This window comes from Methylobacterium sp. 001424705, assembly GCF_059816145.1.
The window spans coordinates 1-14,874 of sequence record NZ_JCBANU010000003.1 but is presented as its reverse complement, the minus strand read 5'-3'; the positions used below and the strand labels follow the sequence as shown (position 1 = coordinate 14,874).

Sequence of the window (14,874 nt, the reverse complement as noted above, 5' to 3'; positions counted from 1 at the left end):
GGCTATACCTGCTCCGTCGGGGTGGAATGCGCGCGGACGCGGAGAACCGCCCACGACCCGTTGCGACAACCGGAGCCGACCTGGCGCTGTGGCCGGCTGACGGGGTGTGCAGGTTCGTCGCGCCCGGAGCCTTCGCGGCCCCGCACGAAAAAGGCCGGGGGATCGCGCCCCCGGCCCCGATCGTCGACGACGCTCGGCGGAGCCTACGGCTGCTCGTTCCCGGCGTAGTTGATCGAGCCGTCGGCGCCCTTCTTCCACATGTACATCACGTAGTCCGGGCGGGTGATGTCGCCCTTCTTGTCGTAGGCGATGTCGCCGATCACCGTGTTGAAGGGCTTGCCCTCGTGCATGTAGGCGGCGACCTTCTGGCCGTCGGTGGACTTCGTCGCCTTCATCGCGTCGGCGAGGATCTGCATGGCGGCGTAGGAGTAGAGGGTGTAGCCCTCGGGGTCGAAGTTCATCGCCTTGAAGGCGTCGACGGTGGCCTTCGACTTCGGGTTCTTGCGGGCATCCGGCGAGAAGGTCATCAGGGTGCCGTCGGAGCCCGGGCCTGCCACCTGGGCGAATTCGCGGTCGGCGATGCCGTCGCCGCCCATCAGCGGCGCCTGCAGGCTCTGGTCGCGCATCTGGCGGATCAGCAGGCCGGCCTCGGTGTAGAGACCGCCGAAATAGACCACGTCGACATTGGCCTGCTTCAGCTTCGAGACCAGGGCCGAGAAGTCCTTCTCGCCCGGGTTGATGCCCTCGTACAGCACGTTGGTGCCGCCCTTGGCCTTCAGGGCCTTCAGGGTCTCGTCGGCCAAGCCCTTGCCGTAGGGGGTCTTGTCGTGGACGAAGGCGATCTTTTTGCCCTTGAACTTCTCGGCGAGATACGCCCCCGCCACCGCGCCCTGCTGGTCATCGCGGCCGCAGGTGCGGAAGGTGTTCCAGTTGCCGCGCTCGGTATACTTGATCGCCGTGGAGGCCGGGCTGACCTCGACGATGCCGGCTTCCTGCAGCACGTCCGAGACCGGGATCGAGACGCCCGAGTTGAAGGCGCCGACCACGGCCTTCACGCCCTCGGAGGCGAACTTGTTGGCCACCGAGACGCCCTGCTTCGGATCGGAGGCGTCGTCGCCGACCGTCATCACCAGCTTCTCGCCGTTGACGCCGCCGGCCTTGTTGATGTCGGCGATGGCCTGCTGGGCCCCGGTCTTGATCTGCGCACCGAAGGCGGCGTTGGGACCAGTGACGGGGACCACCACGCCGATCTTGATCTCGGCCTGAGCGGCGGTGGCCGCCAGCATCAGGCTAAGGGCGACGCCGGCTGAAAACAGTGACTTCATGCTCGTTTCCCCTCTTGAGGCGCCGGACCGGGCGTTCGCTTCGCCGGCACGGTCGCCAACACGCGGTGTGGTCTCGCGACGCGCCGTCACGGCGTCGGCGCGCTCGTCCGGTCCCGCCAGCTCAGCGGTCCGGTGCGTTCGTAGAGCCAGGCATATTGCCGGGTCATCTGTCCGGTGCGGGTGTAGCGGTAGGCCACGGCCCCGATGGCGAGGACGACCGCCGCGTCGACAAGGTAAGCCGGCAGCGACAGCAGCGGGTCCTCGAACAGCGCGTAGTGGAGGAACCGCGTCACCGCCGCGATCAGCAGCAGGGCCAGAACGCAGTGCCAGAACGGCCGCCAGCCGCGGGCGAGCCCGCTGCCGGTCATCCAGGCCGCACCCCCGCCCATCGCCACGGTGATGAGGAGGAAGATTCCGAGGGTGCGCAGATCGAGGCTGAAACCGTCGGCCATGCTCAGTGCGATCCCCCCTCGAGATAGGCAGCCTTCACCTGCGGGTCGTCGAGAAGGGCCTGGCCGGTGCCGCTCATCGTGACCGCCCCCGTGACCATGACGTAGCCGCGATGCGCCAGCTTGAGGGCATGATAGGCGTTCTGCTCCACGATGAACACGGTCAGGCCTTCGCGGGCGTTGAGGTCGCGCACGGCGGAGAAGATCTGCTTGACCACCAGGGGCGCCAAGCCCAGCGAGGGCTCGTCGAGCATGAGCAGGCGCGGCCGGCTCATCAGCGCTCGGGCGATGGCGAGCATCTGCTGCTCGCCGCCCGACATGGTGCCGCCGCGCTGGTCGATACGCTCGCGCAGGCGCGGGAACAGGGTGCACATCCGCTCGAGGTCCTCGGCGAAATGCTTCCCCCCGTTGACGGCCGCGCCCATCTGCAGATTCTCGCGCACCGTCATTCGGGAGAAGATCCGCCTTCCCTCGGGAGACTGCGCCAGGTTGAGCCGGGCGATCTCGTGGGTCGGCAGCTTGGTGATGTCCTGCCCTGCGAAGGTGATGGTGCCCTCGCGCGCCTGGGGCTGGCCGAAGATCGTCATCATCAGGGTGGACTTGCCGGCCCCGTTGGCGCCGATCAGGGCGACGATCTCGCCCGCGTGCACGTCGATGTCGACGCCCTTCAGGGCGCGGATGCTGCCGTAATAGGCCGAGACGCCACGCACGCTGAGCAGCGGCGCTTTCGCGGCGTCCATCCGGGCGCGGGTCTCGTCCACCAGCACGTTGATGCCCGCGACGCTCATGCCGTTAATCCCGTAGAGGTTCCGGCAAGTCCGACTTCCGCTTCCACCGCCGCCACCTCCTCGTCGTCGACGCCGAGATAGGCCGCGATCACCCGGGTGTCGTTGCGGATCTCGTCCGGCGTGCCGTCGGCGATCTTGACGCCGTAATCGAGCACCACGATGCGGTCGGAGATCTGCATCACCACCGACATGTCGTGCTCAATGAGCAGCACCGAGGTGCCGTACTCGTCGCGGATCATCCGCAGAAGGGTGTTGAGGTCTGCCGATTCCCGCGGGTTGAGGCCGGCGGCCGGCTCGTCGAGGCAGAGCAGCACCGGGTCCGTGCACATGGCGCGGGCGATCTCCAGGCGGCGCTGGTCGCCATAGGGCAGATCGCCCGCCGGCTCGTCGGCCCGGTGGGTCAGGCCGATGCGCGCGATCCAGCCGGCGGCCTTGGCGATCGCCTCACCTTGCGCCCGGCGATAGCCCGGCAGGCCGAGGATGCCCGCGAGGGAGAAGCCGGAGGCCCGCATCAGGGGCTTGTGCATGGCGACCAGCAGGTTCTCCAGCACGGTCATCTGCGGGAACAGGCGGATGTTCTGGAAGGTGCGGGCGACCCGGGCGAGGCGGTTGACGTCGTGGCCCGGCAGGCGCTCCAGCAGGTAGGTCTCGCCGCCGGCCTGCGCTAAGCGGATCATGCCCTCGGTCGGCTTGTAGAAGCCGGTGATGCAGTTGAAGACCGTGGTCTTGCCGGCGCCGTTCGGGCCGATCAGCGCGGTGATGTCGCCGCGCCCGACCTTGAAGGAGAGGTCGCCGACGGCGGTGAGGCCGCCGAACCGCATGGTCAGGTGGTCGACCACGAGGATCGGGTCGACCGGGCCGCCCGGATTCGCGGCCGGGGGCGCGTCCCGCAGGGTGGCGAGGCGGGTGGTACCAGTGGCGCGCGTCATGCGGTGCGCCCCCCGAGGCGGACCGAGGGCGAGCGCTCGGAGATGAGCCCGCGCGGGCGCCAGACCATCATGCACACCATGGCGAGGCCGAACAGCAGCAGGCGGTACTCGTTCGGGTCGAAGCCCTCGCCGAACACGGCCTTGAGGAAGGACAGGTTGCGCAGCAGTTCCGGGGCGCCGACCATGACGATCGCCGCGATGGCGACGCCGACCTGGCTGCCCATGCCGCCGAGAACCACGATGGCCAGGATGATCGCGCTCTCGAGGAAGTTGAAGCTTTCGGGGCTGACGAAGCCCTGGCGCACGGCGAAGAACGAGCCGGCGAAGCCCGCGAACATCGCGCCGAGCGCGAAGGCGGTGAGCTTCGTCATCGTAGTGTCGATGCCCAGCGAGCGGCAGGCGATCTCGTCCTCGCGCAGGGCCTCCCAGGCACGCCCCAGGGGCAGGCGACGCATGCGCAGGGTGACGAGGTTGGTGATCAGCGCCAGCACCAGGATCAGGTAGTAGAGGAAGACGATCCGGTGCATCGGGCTGAAGCTCAGCCCGAAGGTCTGGGCGAAGCCGCCCTCCCCGGCCGTGAACGGGATGCCGAAGAAGCTGGCGCGGGGAATCGAGGACAGGCCGGCGGCCCCGCCGGAGAAGTCGACCCAGTTGATCAGGACGAGGCGGATGATCTCGCCGAAGGCGAGGGTCACGATGGCGAGGTAGTCGCCCCGCAGGCGCAGCACCGGAAAGCCGAGCAGCACCCCGAAGGCGGCGGCGAACAGGCCGGCCAGCGGCAGGCAGATCCAGAACGAGAGCCCGAACACGGTGGAGAGCAGCGCGTAGGAATAGGCCCCCACCGCGTAGAACGCGACGTAGCCGAGGTCGAGCAGCCCGGCGAGGCCGACGACGATGTTCAAGCCCCATCCGAGCATGACGTAGGTCAGGATGAGGATTCCGAGGTCGATCCAGTAGCGCCCCTCCGACAGGCCGCCCGAGCCGAGGGTGGCAAGCAGCGGCAGGGTGAGCGCGACGGCCAGCGTCAGCGGACCGAGGACGCGGCCGGCCCGGGCGACGACCGGGGTCGCATCGACGGTCGCGAGGCGGTGGGCCTCCCGCCGGCGCGCGACCTCGCCCAGCAGCAGGCGCTGGCCGAGGCGCAGCACGAACACCGCGAGGCAGAGGCCCGCGACGACTCCCCAGCGACCGGTGAGTTCAAGGCCGGTGCCCTGCCCGAGATCGGTGCGGTAGGCCACCACCGGGATGCTCAACCCGAGCGTCACCAGGGCGAAGAGGGCGGAATCCTTGAGCATCTCCGGCAGGGCCGCGGCGGAGCGGCGGCCGACGGTGGGGGACACCGCACCGATGGTCGATCCGTGAGTCGTCGATCCTTGCGCCATGGCTCAGACCTTCTCGACTTCGGGGCGTCCGAGGATGCCGGATGGTTTGAAGATGAGCACCACGATGAGGATCAGGAACGCGGCCACGTCCTTGTACTCGATCGAGAAGTAGGCCGACCAGAAGGTCTCGATCAGGCCGATGATCAGGCCCCCGAGGACCGCGCCGGGCAGCGAGCCGATGCCGCCGAGCACCGCCGCGGTGAAGGCCTTCACGCCGGGCACGAACCCGTCCGAGAACGAGACCACGCCGTAATAGAGGAGGTAGAGGGTGCCGGCGACGGCGGCGAGCGCCGCGCCCAGCACGAAGGTCAGCGAGATCGTCCGGTCGACGTTGATGCCGAGCAAGGCCGCCATCCGCCGGTCCTGCTCGCAGGCGCGCTGGGCGCGGCCGAAGGAGGTGCGCTGCACGAGGTACCAGAAGCCGGCGAGCAGCAGCGCCGTCGTCGTCATGATGATCGCCTGCTTGTAGGACAGGGTCACGGTGTACTGCTCGTTCTGATAGAGCACGATGACGTCTCGGACGAGGGGCGGCACCGGCTTGTTGCGGGCGCCCTGCACCACCTGGACGAAGTTCGACAGGAAGATCGACACGCCGATGGCCGAGATCAGCGGCGCGAGGCGGAAGGAGCCGCGCAGGGGCCGGTAGGCGACCCGCTCGATCGCCCAGCCCCAGAGAGCCGTGAGGATCATGGCGAGCACCAGCACGATCAGGAACACCAGGGCGACCGAGGTCAGCCCGAGCCAGGACGTGAGGATGAGGAAGAAGATCAGGGCAATGAAGGATGAGAGCATGAACACGTCGCCATGGGCGAAGTTCACCATCCCGATGATGCCGAAGACCATGGTGTAGCCCAGGGCGATCAACCCGTAGATCGACCCGAGCGTCAGGCCGTTGATGAACTGCTGGGCGAAAAATTCCATGAACCGGCCTTCGTTTCGACGGCGCAGCCATCGGCGAACGCTGTCTGCGATCGGCAGACGCTGTTTGCGAATGGCGTGCCAGCCTGGAATGTTCTGAACTGCCGCCTCCGGTCAATCCTCGCGGCGAGTCCCGGGGTGAGCTTTCCCGGACCCTGAAACGCGAACGGCCCGGCGCTGGGAGCGCCGGGCCGTCCCGGGAGGTGGGTCGTGCTCCGGTGCCCGAGGCACCGGTCGGACTTACTTGAGGAGGGAGACCAGGGCCTTGCCGGCTGGGGTCTTCAACTCCTTGGCGTCGAGGGTGCCGTCGTTGTCCGGATCGGCGGCCTTGAAGCGGGCCTCGACCAGGGCAAGGAACTCGGTCTTGTCGAGAGTGCCGTCCGAATCCGGGTCGGCGGCCTTGAGGGCCTTCTTGCTGACGCGGCCCTTGAGCTCCTTGGCGTCGACGGTGCCGTCCTTGTCGGATTCCAGCTTGTCGAAGAGGGCGCCGGCCACGGCCTGGGCCTCCTTGAGGTCGATGGTGCCGTCGTTGTCGGTGTCGACCATCGAGATCACCTTCGATGCGCCCGGACCCTTGGCGGAAGCCGGGATGGCCAGGGGAAGCGCGAGGGCGGCGGCACCCAGGACGACGGCGAGGCGGGACAGATGGGACATGCGAAGAGCTCCGTATCAGCAGTAACGATTGCCGATCTATCACGCTGAAATGGAGCGGCGAAAGCTTGCTGTTGCAATGCAGTATCGCGTCCGGGCCGGTGGTCCCCCTTCGGCCCGGCGCCATGACGCTTGGTCAGCCGGTCGGCGCGGCGGCCCCGGACAGGGCCTTCGTCTTGCGGATCACCCCCGCGAAGGTGACGTGCGCCTCGACATACCCGCCGTCCTTCCGGGCACGGATCTCGAAATGCTTTCTCCTGCGTCGGGCCTCCCCCTCGACCTGAAAGCCCGCCTTTCGGAGTGCCGCGAAGGCGACCGTCGGATCGGCCTGACCCGCATCGCCGTCTTCGGGACGCGGCCGGGCGATGGCGTGCCGCGTCCCATCCGGAGCCGTGATGGCGATGGCCTTGATCTCCGAGGGCTTCCGCTCGCCGGTCACCGCGATGGCGTCGCCCGGCGTCAGCGTCACGCCCGCGAGGGCGAGCGCCCTGGCGCCCTCCGGGCCGAGATCTACGAGGACGCGGCCCTCGGGGGACTCGATCGCGAGGCGGTGGCCGAATAGGGCCCAGATCGTTCCGTGCGTGCTGCATGTTGGGGGCATCAGGATAGGGTGCTCTCTGTCGAAGGAGGGAGGTCGCGATGCGGCGGCTCGGGGAGCCGCCGCATCGCTGTTCGGGGTGGGATCAGCGGGCGTCGGGCTTGGCCGCTTCTGGCCTGGACCCGTCGGTCTTCGACGCGTCCGGCTGCGGCAGCGCGGCGAGGCGGTCGAGCATCTGCAGGGTCAGGTCGGCGCAGGCCTTCATGGGCTCCTCGTCGGCGCACTTCACGTCGACGGCGGTCTCGCCCCGCTCCAGGCGGAAATGGGCGGCTTTCGGCGGCGGCGGTGCATCGGGACCGCGCCGGGGGCCGCCGGGAGGAGCGCCGGCTTCCGGCCCGGGGCGCGGACCGCCGGGCAGCGGGGCCGGCTGGGCGACGGCCGCGCCGGCGATCAGGATCGCGGCGGCGCCGAGGAGGGCTGTGGTCTTCGTCATGATGGATGTCCTGCCGGGTGAGATCGAAGGGGGGAGACGGCGCAGGGGACGCTCAGAAGACCCGCTTCTCGCGGACCTGACCGTCGAAGCCGACATGGAGCTGGCGCTCGCGCCCATCGGTGCCGCGTGCGGCGACCTCGAGGTGACGCGGCCCCCGTCCGGTGACCCGGATGTCGGAGTAGCCGGCCGCCTCGACGCGGGCGGTCAGGGCCGGCACGTCGGGCTTCGCCCCGAGGCCCACCTTGTCCTTGGCCCAGTCCAGGGTTCCGGCGGGTGGGCCGCCGGCGGGGCCGACGCGCACCTGGCTGCCATCGGCGCGGGTGATCAGCAGGGCGTGGAGGAAGCCGTTCTCGAACCGGCCCTGCACGGTGATGGCCTCGCCGGGCTTCACCAGGGCGCCCCCCTCCCCCTGGCGGCCGGTCTCGACCAGCGCCTTGCCGGTGCCGTCCTGCATCACGAACTTGTTGCCGTAGATCTCGGCGACGTCGCCCTTGGCGGCGATGGAGCCCGAAGCCTCCAGGGCGGAGATCGCCGTGGGCGCCACCGGCGTCATCACCGAGGCTCCGGTCTGGGCGAGCGACAGGCCGACCGCGCCGAAGGCGAGGGGCGCCGCGATGGCGCCGACGACGAGAGCGCGGCGCGAGGGCTTCGGGGTCGGGGTGAGGCTGGCGGGCGCGGGGGTCTGGGCGGTCTCGGTCATGGTGGCCTGTCCTTCCGGGGTTCGGCGGTTGCCCTCTCGGGTTGACGCCGTTCTAGGTCAGGGCCTCCAACCCGATCTGAACCGCACGGTTCAGCCCCCGTTAAACGACGCGGCGTAGGCCGCTCGCCGGTCCACCTTCGCCCTTCCACCCACGGACACCACGCCATGAAACTCCTGCTGGTGGAGGACGATGCGCCGCTCGCCGCCGAGATCGCCAAGGCCCTGCGGGCCGAGAACTTCGCCCTCGACCACGCGGCGAACGGCGAGGACGCGCAGCATCTCGGAGAGACCGAGACCTACGACGCGGTGGTGCTCGATCTCGGCCTGCCCAGGCGCGACGGGCTCACCGTCCTCCAGGCCTGGCGGGCGGCTGGCCGAACCGTGCCGGTCCTCGTCCTCACGGCGCGGGACGGCTGGAGCGACAAGGTCGCGGGCTTCAAGGCGGGGGCCGACGACTTCCTGGTCAAGCCGTTCCGGGTCGAGGAGCTGGTGATCCGCCTGCGTGCCCTGGTGCGCCGGGCGACCGCGCACGGGGCGTCCCGCGTCACCTGCGGTCCCCTCTCCTACGAATCCGGCCTCGGGACCTTCGAGCGCGACGGCCTGCCCCTGAAGCTCACCGGCCTCGAATGGCGTGTCCTGTCCTGCCTGATCCTGCACAAGGACGGGGTGATGCCGCGCAGCCAGCTCATCGAGCGGGTCTATGACGGCGATGCCGACGTCGATTCGAACTCGGTCGAGGTCATCATCACACGCCTGCGCCGCAAGATCGCCCCCGCCCGGATCGAGGGGGTGCGTGGCCACGGTTATCGCCTGCTCCCGGGCGATCCCGCGTGACCCCGACGAAGCCTCCTGCCGGGCACGCCGGCGCGGTTGGGCACGAACCGCCGGCCAAGCCCGCGCCGTCCGACCGGCCCGGTCCGCCCCCGAAGCCCGTCGGGCTCCTCCATCTCGGCTCCCTGCAGCGGCGCCTGCTCCTGGCCGCCCTCGGCCTCGTCACCGTGGCCCTGCTGGTCGCCGGCCTCGCCATCGGGCTCGTCCTGCACCGCTTCGTCCGGACCCAGCTCGACAGCCGCCTCGACAGCCAGCTCGTCGCCCTGGCGTCGAGCCTGGAGCGCGGCCCCGGCGACCGCCTGCGCCTCGATCGTGCCCTGGACGGGCCGCCCTTCGACCGCCCGCGTTCCGGCTGGTACTGGCAGGTTCGCCAGGGGGGCAGGACCTTGCGGGCCGAGTCCCTCCAGGGGGAATCCCTGGAGACGCGCAACCCGCGCCTGCCGGACCCGTCCGCCCTGGGCGGCTCGGTCCCGGGCGGCTCGGGCTCGGCCCGGCCACCCCGTGACCGGGACCCGGACCGCCCCCAGCCGGGCGACGGCACCGGCCCCTGGGGCGAAGCCCTGATCCTGCGCATCCAGGTCCTGCCCGCCCAGGGGGACACGCCGCCGGCCCTCCTCATCGCCACGGCCCCGGCCAAGGCCCTGAACGGACCCTTGCGCGAGGCCGGTCTGACCCTCGCGGCCATCCTGGGGATCCTCGGTCTCTGCCTGGTGGCCGGCACCGTCCTGCAGGTCCGCCTCGGCCTGCGGCCCCTGGAGCAGCTGCGCCGGGACATCGCCGAGGTCCGGGCCGGACGCCGGCCCCGGATCCCCGGCCCGCAGCCCGCCGAGATCCGTCCCCTGGTGGGCGAGGTGAACGCCCTCCTCGACCAGAACGCTGCAAACCTCGAACGGGCCCGCACCCACGTGGCGAACCTCGCCCATGGCCTGAAGACGCCCCTCGCCACCCTGACCCTCGCCCTCTCGGACCGGACCCGCGACCCGGATGGTCGCCTCGCCGAGCTCGCCGGCGCCATGGACCGGCAGGTGCGCCACCACCTGCGGCGCGCCCGGGCCGCCGCGTTGGGCGGCGCGACCCGCACCCGGACCGAACTCGCCGGTCCCCTCGCCGACCTGCGGACCACCTTCGGGCGCCTCTACGCCGAGAAGCGCCTCGCCCTCGAGCTCGACCTGCCGGCCGGCCTCGCGGTGGCCTGCGATCCGCAGGACATCGACGAGATGCTCGGCAACCTCATCGACAATGCCTGCCAGTGGAGCCGCGGTCGCGTCCGGGTCTCGGCCGCCGCCACGGAGGCGGGAATTGCCGTGACCGTGGCGGATGACGGTCCCGGGTTGGACGCGGAGGCGGCCGCCCGCGCCGTGCGGCCCGGCGGACGCCTCGACGAGAGCGTGCCCGGCCACGGCTTCGGTCTCTCGATCACCCGGGAGCTCGCCGAGCTGTACGGCGGGGGCTTGCGCCTCACGCGCTCGGATCTCGGCGGTCTCAGTGCCCGGTTGCTTTTGCCGGCGTGACGGGCGCCGATGTCTCGCGAAGAACCGACGTCGACGGTGTGCAACGCCGCCTTCCCGGACAAACGAGCCGGTGCGCCACCAAGGAACGCACGGCCGTCGCCGAGACGTCACGGGCATAAAGGAAAGTGAAAGGCTGGCACGGCATGGTCTCGCATCGGGCGGTTTCGTCGCGGGTGTCCGCAAGACCGGTTGATGTTCATCCTGTGCCGGCTCGGACCCGTCATCGACAGCGGGGCCTGCCGGTTTCGGGGTCCTGAGACGCGGATCGCGGCGTTTCCGTGGATTGTGCGTCGGTGAGAAAGGGTTGTCGTGCCGAGCTCCAGCGTCGAGGCGCAGCGTCTGGCCATCCTCAACGACCTGAGACTCTTGGAGTGTACGCCGGAGGCGCATCTCGATGCCGTCTGCCGGACAGCCTGCGCTCTGTTCGGCGTGCCCATCGCCCTCGTGAACCTTGCCGGCAGCGAGACCTATACGCTCAAGGCGCGATGCGGCGTCGCCGAGGGGGGCACCCTCTCCCGGGCCGGTGCCTTCTGCGACCGGACGATCCTGGGGGCGCCCGGCGCGGTGCTGGTCCTGCCCGACATCCTGGCCGATGCCGAGTTCGCGTCGAGCCCCCTGGTCACCGGGGAGCCGCGGGCCCGGTTCTACGCGGGCGTACCCCTCGCCCTGTCGGACGGCCTGCCCCTCGGCACGCTCTGCCTCATCGACACGGTTCCGCGCGACGATTTCGACGCGACCCGCGTGGCGCAACTGCGCGACCTCGGCACCGTCGTCGAGGCCCACCTCCGACTCACCGTCGCGCAGCGCGCGAGTCAGATCGAGCGAGCGGAGCGCCAGCGAACAGAGGTGCTCCTTGCCGCCAAGGCCGCCGATCTCAAGCTCGTGGTCGAGGCCCAGCGGATGACCGAGTCCGTCGCCCATATCGGCTACTGGCGCATCCATGCGCGGGCCCGGACCGTCTCGTGGTCCGAGGGACTATGCGGTGTCTTCGGGCGGCCGATGCCCCCCGGCGGCGAGATTTCCCTCGACGACCACCTCGCCTACTACCATCCGGACGACCGGGCCGCGGTCTCGGCCCGCATCGCCAACGCCCTGGAGAGCGACGGGCCCGAGGGCGCCGCCTACCAGGGGCGGGCCCGCATCGTCCGGCCGGACGGCAGCCTCTGTCACGTGATCGTCCAGGGCGCGGTGGAGCGCGATGCCGGTGGCCGCCTCACGGCGCTCTACGGCCTCGTCCTCGACGTCACCGACCTCGCTGCCTCCGAGGCGCAGCTGCGGGAGAAGGACCTGCGCCTGCGCGCGACCCTGGAGACCATGGACCAGGGCCTGATCATGATGGATGCGCAGGGCTGCGTCCGGCTGCTCAACCCGCGGGCCCTGCAACTGCTGGACCTGCCGGAGGCGATCCTGTGCGAAGGGGCGCTCCTGTCCGACATCCTCGCGCACCTGACGGAGCGCGGCGAGTTTTCGGCGATGCCGACCGCCCAGGACGGCCGGCCGCGCCTGCGCGATGCGACCGGCGCCTGGACGCCCCTGCGGATCGACTGGCCGCGTCCGGACGGGACCACCCTCGAGGTCCGGGGCGTGACCCTGCCCGACGGCGGCATCCTGCACACCTTCACCGACGTCACGGAGCATCGGGCGGCGGAGGCCCGCACCCGAGAGGGCGAGCGGCGGTATCGCATCCTCGCGGATTCCGTCTCCGACATGATCGTCCGGCGCAGCGTCGCGAACGTCCGCACCTACGTCTCTCCGGCCGCCCGCGATCTCCTCGGCTACAGCCCCGAGGAGATGCTGAACCTGCCCCTGGAGGCCTCGCTCCACCCCGAGGATGCGCCCGCCACGCGCGCGTTCCTCGAGGCGTTCCGGGCCGGGCGCACCGAGACGGGCCGCATCACCCATCGCCTGCGCCACCGCGATGGCCGCTGGATCTGGGTGGAGGCGCAGACGCGGCTCGTGCGCGACGAGGCGGGGCGGCCCTTCGAAACCATCACCGCCGCGCGCGACGTCAGCGAGCGCGTCGCCGCCGAGCAGGCCCTGCGCCTGGGCGAGGCCCGGTACCGCGCGCTCGCCGATTCCCTGCCGCAGATCGTCTGGGTCGTCTCCCTCCACGACGGCACCGCCACCTACGTCAACCAGCGGTTCGAGGACTACTACGGACCCATCGGCATCACCCGGGAGGCCCGCCTCGCCCGCAATCACCCGGAGGATGCCGCGCGGATGGAGGCGGTCTTCAGCGAGGCCCGCCGGCTGGGGGATGCCTACGAGATGGAAGGCCGCCTCCTCCGGCACGACGGCGTCTATCGCTGGCACAAGCTCGTCATGCTGCCCATCCGGGAGGACGGCGTGATGGTCGGCTTGCTCGGGACGGCCCTCGACATCGACGACATCGTGACGGCGCGCCAAGCCCTGGAGGAAACCTCGAACCTCCTGCGGCTCGCGCAGGAATCGGCCGGGGCCGGACTCTGGTCCTGGGACCTGAAGGGCGGCACCGTCCGGCACTCCGTCGACAGCGCGCGGATGTACGGCCTCCCGGTGCCGGCGGGCCACGCGGCCGACAGGCCGGTGGAGGTCGGCATCGGCGCGTGGGACCGCCACATCCATGCGGGCGACCTCGCGGTCCTGTACGGACAGGTCTACCGCTGCCTCGCCGAGGGCGGATCCTACAGCGGCGAGTTCCGGCTGGCGGCGCCGGAAGGCGATCCGCCGCGCTGGCTCCAGAGCTTCGCCCGGGTCGTGACCGACCCGGAGTCGAACGAGCCGGTGAAGATCGTGGGGCTCACGATGGATGTCACCGCGCGCAAGCTGGCAGAGGGCCGGATCGCCCATATGGCCCTGCATGACGGGCTGACCGGCCTGCCGAACCGGCTCCTGTTCAAGGAGGGCCTGAGCAACGCCCTCGCCCGCGCCGATCGCCGGGGCGGCCGCTTCGCGGTCCTGGCCTGCGACCTCGATCGCTTCAAGGCCGTCAACGACACCCTCGGTCATCCGGCCGGCGACGCGCTCCTGCGCGTGGTGGCCGACCGCCTGCGCAGCGTGGTCCGGGAGGGCGACACCGTCGCGCGCCTGGGCGGCGACGAATTCGCCATCATCCTGGCCGACCTCGACGATCCCCAGGAAGCGGGGCTCGCGGCGCGCCGCATCATCGAGGCGATGGAGCAGCCCGTCGACCTCGACGGGCACCGGGTCGGGATCGGGGTCAGCGTCGGCATCGGCCTCGGCTCCCAGGACGGCGCCGACGCCGACACGCTGTTCCGCAACGCCGACATCGCCCTGTACCGGGCCAAGGCGGCCGGCCGGAACACCTATCGCTTCTACGAGGCGGCCATGGATGCGGCGACGACCCAGCGCAACCTCCTCGAGCTGGAGATGCGCGAGGCGGTGCGCACGGGCGGCTTCAGCCTGCACTACCAGCCGGTCCTGCACCTCGACAGCGGCGCCGTGAAGGGCTTCGAGGCCCTGCTTCGCTGGCAGCATCCGGTGCGGGGCATGATCGCGCCCGGCGCCTTCATTCCCCTTGCGGAGGAGACCGGGCTGATCCGTCAGCTCGGAAGCTGGGCCCTCCGGGAGGCCTGCACCGAGGCGGCCTCCTGGCCAGGGGACCGGCGCATCGCGGTCAACGTCTCGGCGGTCCAGTTCGGGCAAGCGAACCTGGAGCAGAGCGTGGTCGCCGCCCTGTCGGCCTCCGGGCTGCCGGCGCGGCGCCTGGAACTGGAGATCACCGAAAGCGTGCTGATGCAGGATGCCGAGGCGGTCCTCGCCTGCCTGCACCGCCTGCGGGCTCTCGGGGTCCGGATCGCCCTCGACGATTTCGGCACCGGCTACTCCTCCCTGAGCTACCTGCGCCGCTTTCCCTTCGACCGGATCAAGATCGACCGGTCCTTCATCCGCGAGATCGCCGATCCCGGCACCGCCGCGATCGTCCGGGCGGTGGTCGACCTCGGCACCCAGCTCGGCGCCAGCATCACCGCCGAGGGAATCGAGACGGAAGAGCAGATGGCGCGGGTGCGCCAGGAAGGCTGCACCGAGGCGCAGGGCTTCCTCCTCGGACGTCCCCTCCCGGCCGAGGAGGCACGTCGGTTCCTCGAAGGCCTGCGCGACGCGGCCTGAACGTCGTGTTTCTGTCACAAGGCTGTTGACAGGAGATTCGGGGATCCGTATACCCCGGTTCATCGGCGGGCGGCCAACGGGGTTGGCGGCTTGCTTTTGCATCTCCTGACGATTGGCGGGGTTTGGGCCTGGGGTTCTGGGCGAGCTTTGCTGTTTTGTTTGTGTGTTTGCGGTTCTTTGACAAGTGAATCTGAGAAAGAGAAGCGTGGGCGGCGATTTTGCTCTTGCGGATCCTCTGTGAAGAGGATT

Annotated in this window: 13 protein-coding genes; 3 read left to right on the top strand and 10 right to left on the bottom strand. The window is 70.4% G+C overall.

Annotated features, from left to right (window positions below; translation table 11 throughout):
- Positions 1-203 precede the first annotated feature (203 nt).
- From AC6EUL_RS03605 to AC6EUL_RS03560, 10 genes are all read right to left on the bottom strand, one after another.
- A complete protein-coding gene (locus tag AC6EUL_RS03605; protein WP_056212923.1) occupies positions 204-1,325 on the bottom strand; it encodes a branched-chain amino acid ABC transporter substrate-binding protein in 1,122 nt (373 codons plus the stop codon).
- An 86-nt stretch (positions 1,326-1,411) separates the two neighbouring features.
- Positions 1,412-1,777: a DUF6867 family protein gene (locus tag AC6EUL_RS03600; protein WP_056212921.1), complete on the bottom strand. Its 366-nt coding sequence runs from the start codon at positions 1,775-1,777 to the stop codon at positions 1,412-1,414.
- A 2-nt stretch (positions 1,778-1,779) separates the two neighbouring features.
- The gene (locus AC6EUL_RS03595) at positions 1,780-2,562 is read right to left on the bottom strand and encodes an ABC transporter ATP-binding protein (RefSeq protein ID WP_056271855.1); all 783 of its coding nucleotides are present in this window, start codon (positions 2,560-2,562) and stop codon (positions 1,780-1,782) included.
- On the bottom strand, positions 2,559-3,383 hold the full coding sequence (locus tag AC6EUL_RS03590; RefSeq protein WP_244476333.1) for an ABC transporter ATP-binding protein: 825 nt from the start codon (positions 3,381-3,383) through the stop codon (positions 2,559-2,561). The genes AC6EUL_RS03595 and AC6EUL_RS03590 overlap by 4 nt, the downstream gene beginning before the upstream one ends.
- A 104-nt stretch (positions 3,384-3,487) precedes the next feature.
- On the bottom strand, positions 3,488-4,873 hold the full coding sequence (gene livM / locus AC6EUL_RS03585; RefSeq protein ID WP_499868920.1) for a high-affinity branched-chain amino acid ABC transporter permease LivM: 1,386 nt from the start codon (positions 4,871-4,873) through the stop codon (positions 3,488-3,490).
- A 3-nt stretch (positions 4,874-4,876) separates the two neighbouring features.
- Positions 4,877-5,794 carry a branched-chain amino acid ABC transporter permease gene (locus AC6EUL_RS03580; RefSeq protein WP_055959172.1) on the bottom strand — a complete coding sequence of 306 codons (918 nt, stop codon included), beginning with the start codon at positions 5,792-5,794 and terminating at the stop codon, positions 4,877-4,879.
- Between the two features lie 237 nt (positions 5,795-6,031).
- On the bottom strand, positions 6,032-6,445 hold the full coding sequence (gene lanM / locus AC6EUL_RS03575) for a lanmodulin LanM (RefSeq protein WP_056349262.1): 414 nt from the start codon (positions 6,443-6,445) through the stop codon (positions 6,032-6,034).
- Between the two features lie 133 nt (positions 6,446-6,578).
- Positions 6,579-7,043 carry a hypothetical protein gene (locus tag AC6EUL_RS03570; protein WP_499868918.1) on the bottom strand — a complete coding sequence of 155 codons (465 nt, stop codon included), beginning with the start codon at positions 7,041-7,043 and terminating at the stop codon, positions 6,579-6,581.
- Positions 7,044-7,125: 82 nt separating this feature from the next.
- A complete protein-coding gene (locus tag AC6EUL_RS03565; RefSeq protein ID WP_499868916.1) occupies positions 7,126-7,473 on the bottom strand; it encodes a hypothetical protein in 348 nt (115 codons plus the stop codon).
- Between the two features lie 52 nt (positions 7,474-7,525).
- Positions 7,526-8,173 carry a DNA-binding protein gene (locus tag AC6EUL_RS03560; RefSeq protein WP_499868914.1) on the bottom strand — a complete coding sequence of 216 codons (648 nt, stop codon included), beginning with the start codon at positions 8,171-8,173 and terminating at the stop codon, positions 7,526-7,528.
- A gap of 165 nt (positions 8,174-8,338) precedes the next feature.
- Between AC6EUL_RS03560 and AC6EUL_RS03555 the strand changes: the two genes are divergently transcribed.
- From AC6EUL_RS03555 to AC6EUL_RS03545, 3 genes are all read left to right on the top strand, one after another.
- Positions 8,339-9,007, top strand: coding sequence for a response regulator transcription factor (locus AC6EUL_RS03555; RefSeq protein WP_056212909.1), 669 nt, complete (start codon positions 8,339-8,341; stop codon positions 9,005-9,007).
- Positions 9,004-10,515 (top strand): sensor histidine kinase, encoded by a 1,512-nt coding sequence (locus tag AC6EUL_RS03550; RefSeq protein ID WP_499868912.1) that lies wholly within the window; start codon positions 9,004-9,006, stop codon positions 10,513-10,515. The genes AC6EUL_RS03555 and AC6EUL_RS03550 overlap by 4 nt, the downstream gene beginning before the upstream one ends.
- Positions 10,516-10,824: 309 nt before the next feature.
- Positions 10,825-14,625 (top strand): EAL domain-containing protein, encoded by a 3,801-nt coding sequence (locus AC6EUL_RS03545; RefSeq protein WP_499868910.1) that lies wholly within the window; start codon positions 10,825-10,827, stop codon positions 14,623-14,625.
- Positions 14,626-14,874 lie beyond the last annotated feature (249 nt).

Excerpts from the sequence above, each read along its gene's own strand:
- AC6EUL_RS03605 (WP_056212923.1), bottom strand. The coding sequence starts at position 1,325 with ATGAAGTCACTGTTTTCAGCCGGCGTCGCCCTTAGCCTGATGCTGGCG.
- AC6EUL_RS03600 (WP_056212921.1), bottom strand. The coding sequence starts at position 1,777 with ATGGCCGACGGTTTCAGCCTCGATCTGCGCACCCTCGGAATCTTCCTC.
- AC6EUL_RS03595 (WP_056271855.1), bottom strand. The coding sequence starts at position 2,562 with ATGAGCGTCGCGGGCATCAACGTGCTGGTGGACGAGACCCGCGCCCGG.
- AC6EUL_RS03590 (WP_244476333.1), bottom strand. The coding sequence starts at position 3,383 with ATGCGGTTCGGCGGCCTCACCGCCGTCGGCGACCTCTCCTTCAAGGTC.
- livM (WP_499868920.1), bottom strand. The coding sequence starts at position 4,873 with ATGGCGCAAGGATCGACGACTCACGGATCGACCATCGGTGCGGTGTCC.
- AC6EUL_RS03580 (WP_055959172.1), bottom strand. The coding sequence starts at position 5,794 with ATGGAATTTTTCGCCCAGCAGTTCATCAACGGCCTGACGCTCGGGTCG.
- lanM (WP_056349262.1), bottom strand. The coding sequence starts at position 6,445 with ATGTCCCATCTGTCCCGCCTCGCCGTCGTCCTGGGTGCCGCCGCCCTC.
- AC6EUL_RS03570 (WP_499868918.1), bottom strand. The coding sequence starts at position 7,043 with ATGCCCCCAACATGCAGCACGCACGGAACGATCTGGGCCCTATTCGGC.
- AC6EUL_RS03565 (WP_499868916.1), bottom strand. The coding sequence starts at position 7,473 with ATGACGAAGACCACAGCCCTCCTCGGCGCCGCCGCGATCCTGATCGCC.
- AC6EUL_RS03560 (WP_499868914.1), bottom strand. The coding sequence starts at position 8,173 with ATGACCGAGACCGCCCAGACCCCCGCGCCCGCCAGCCTCACCCCGACC.
- AC6EUL_RS03555 (WP_056212909.1), top strand. The coding sequence starts at position 8,339 with ATGAAACTCCTGCTGGTGGAGGACGATGCGCCGCTCGCCGCCGAGATC.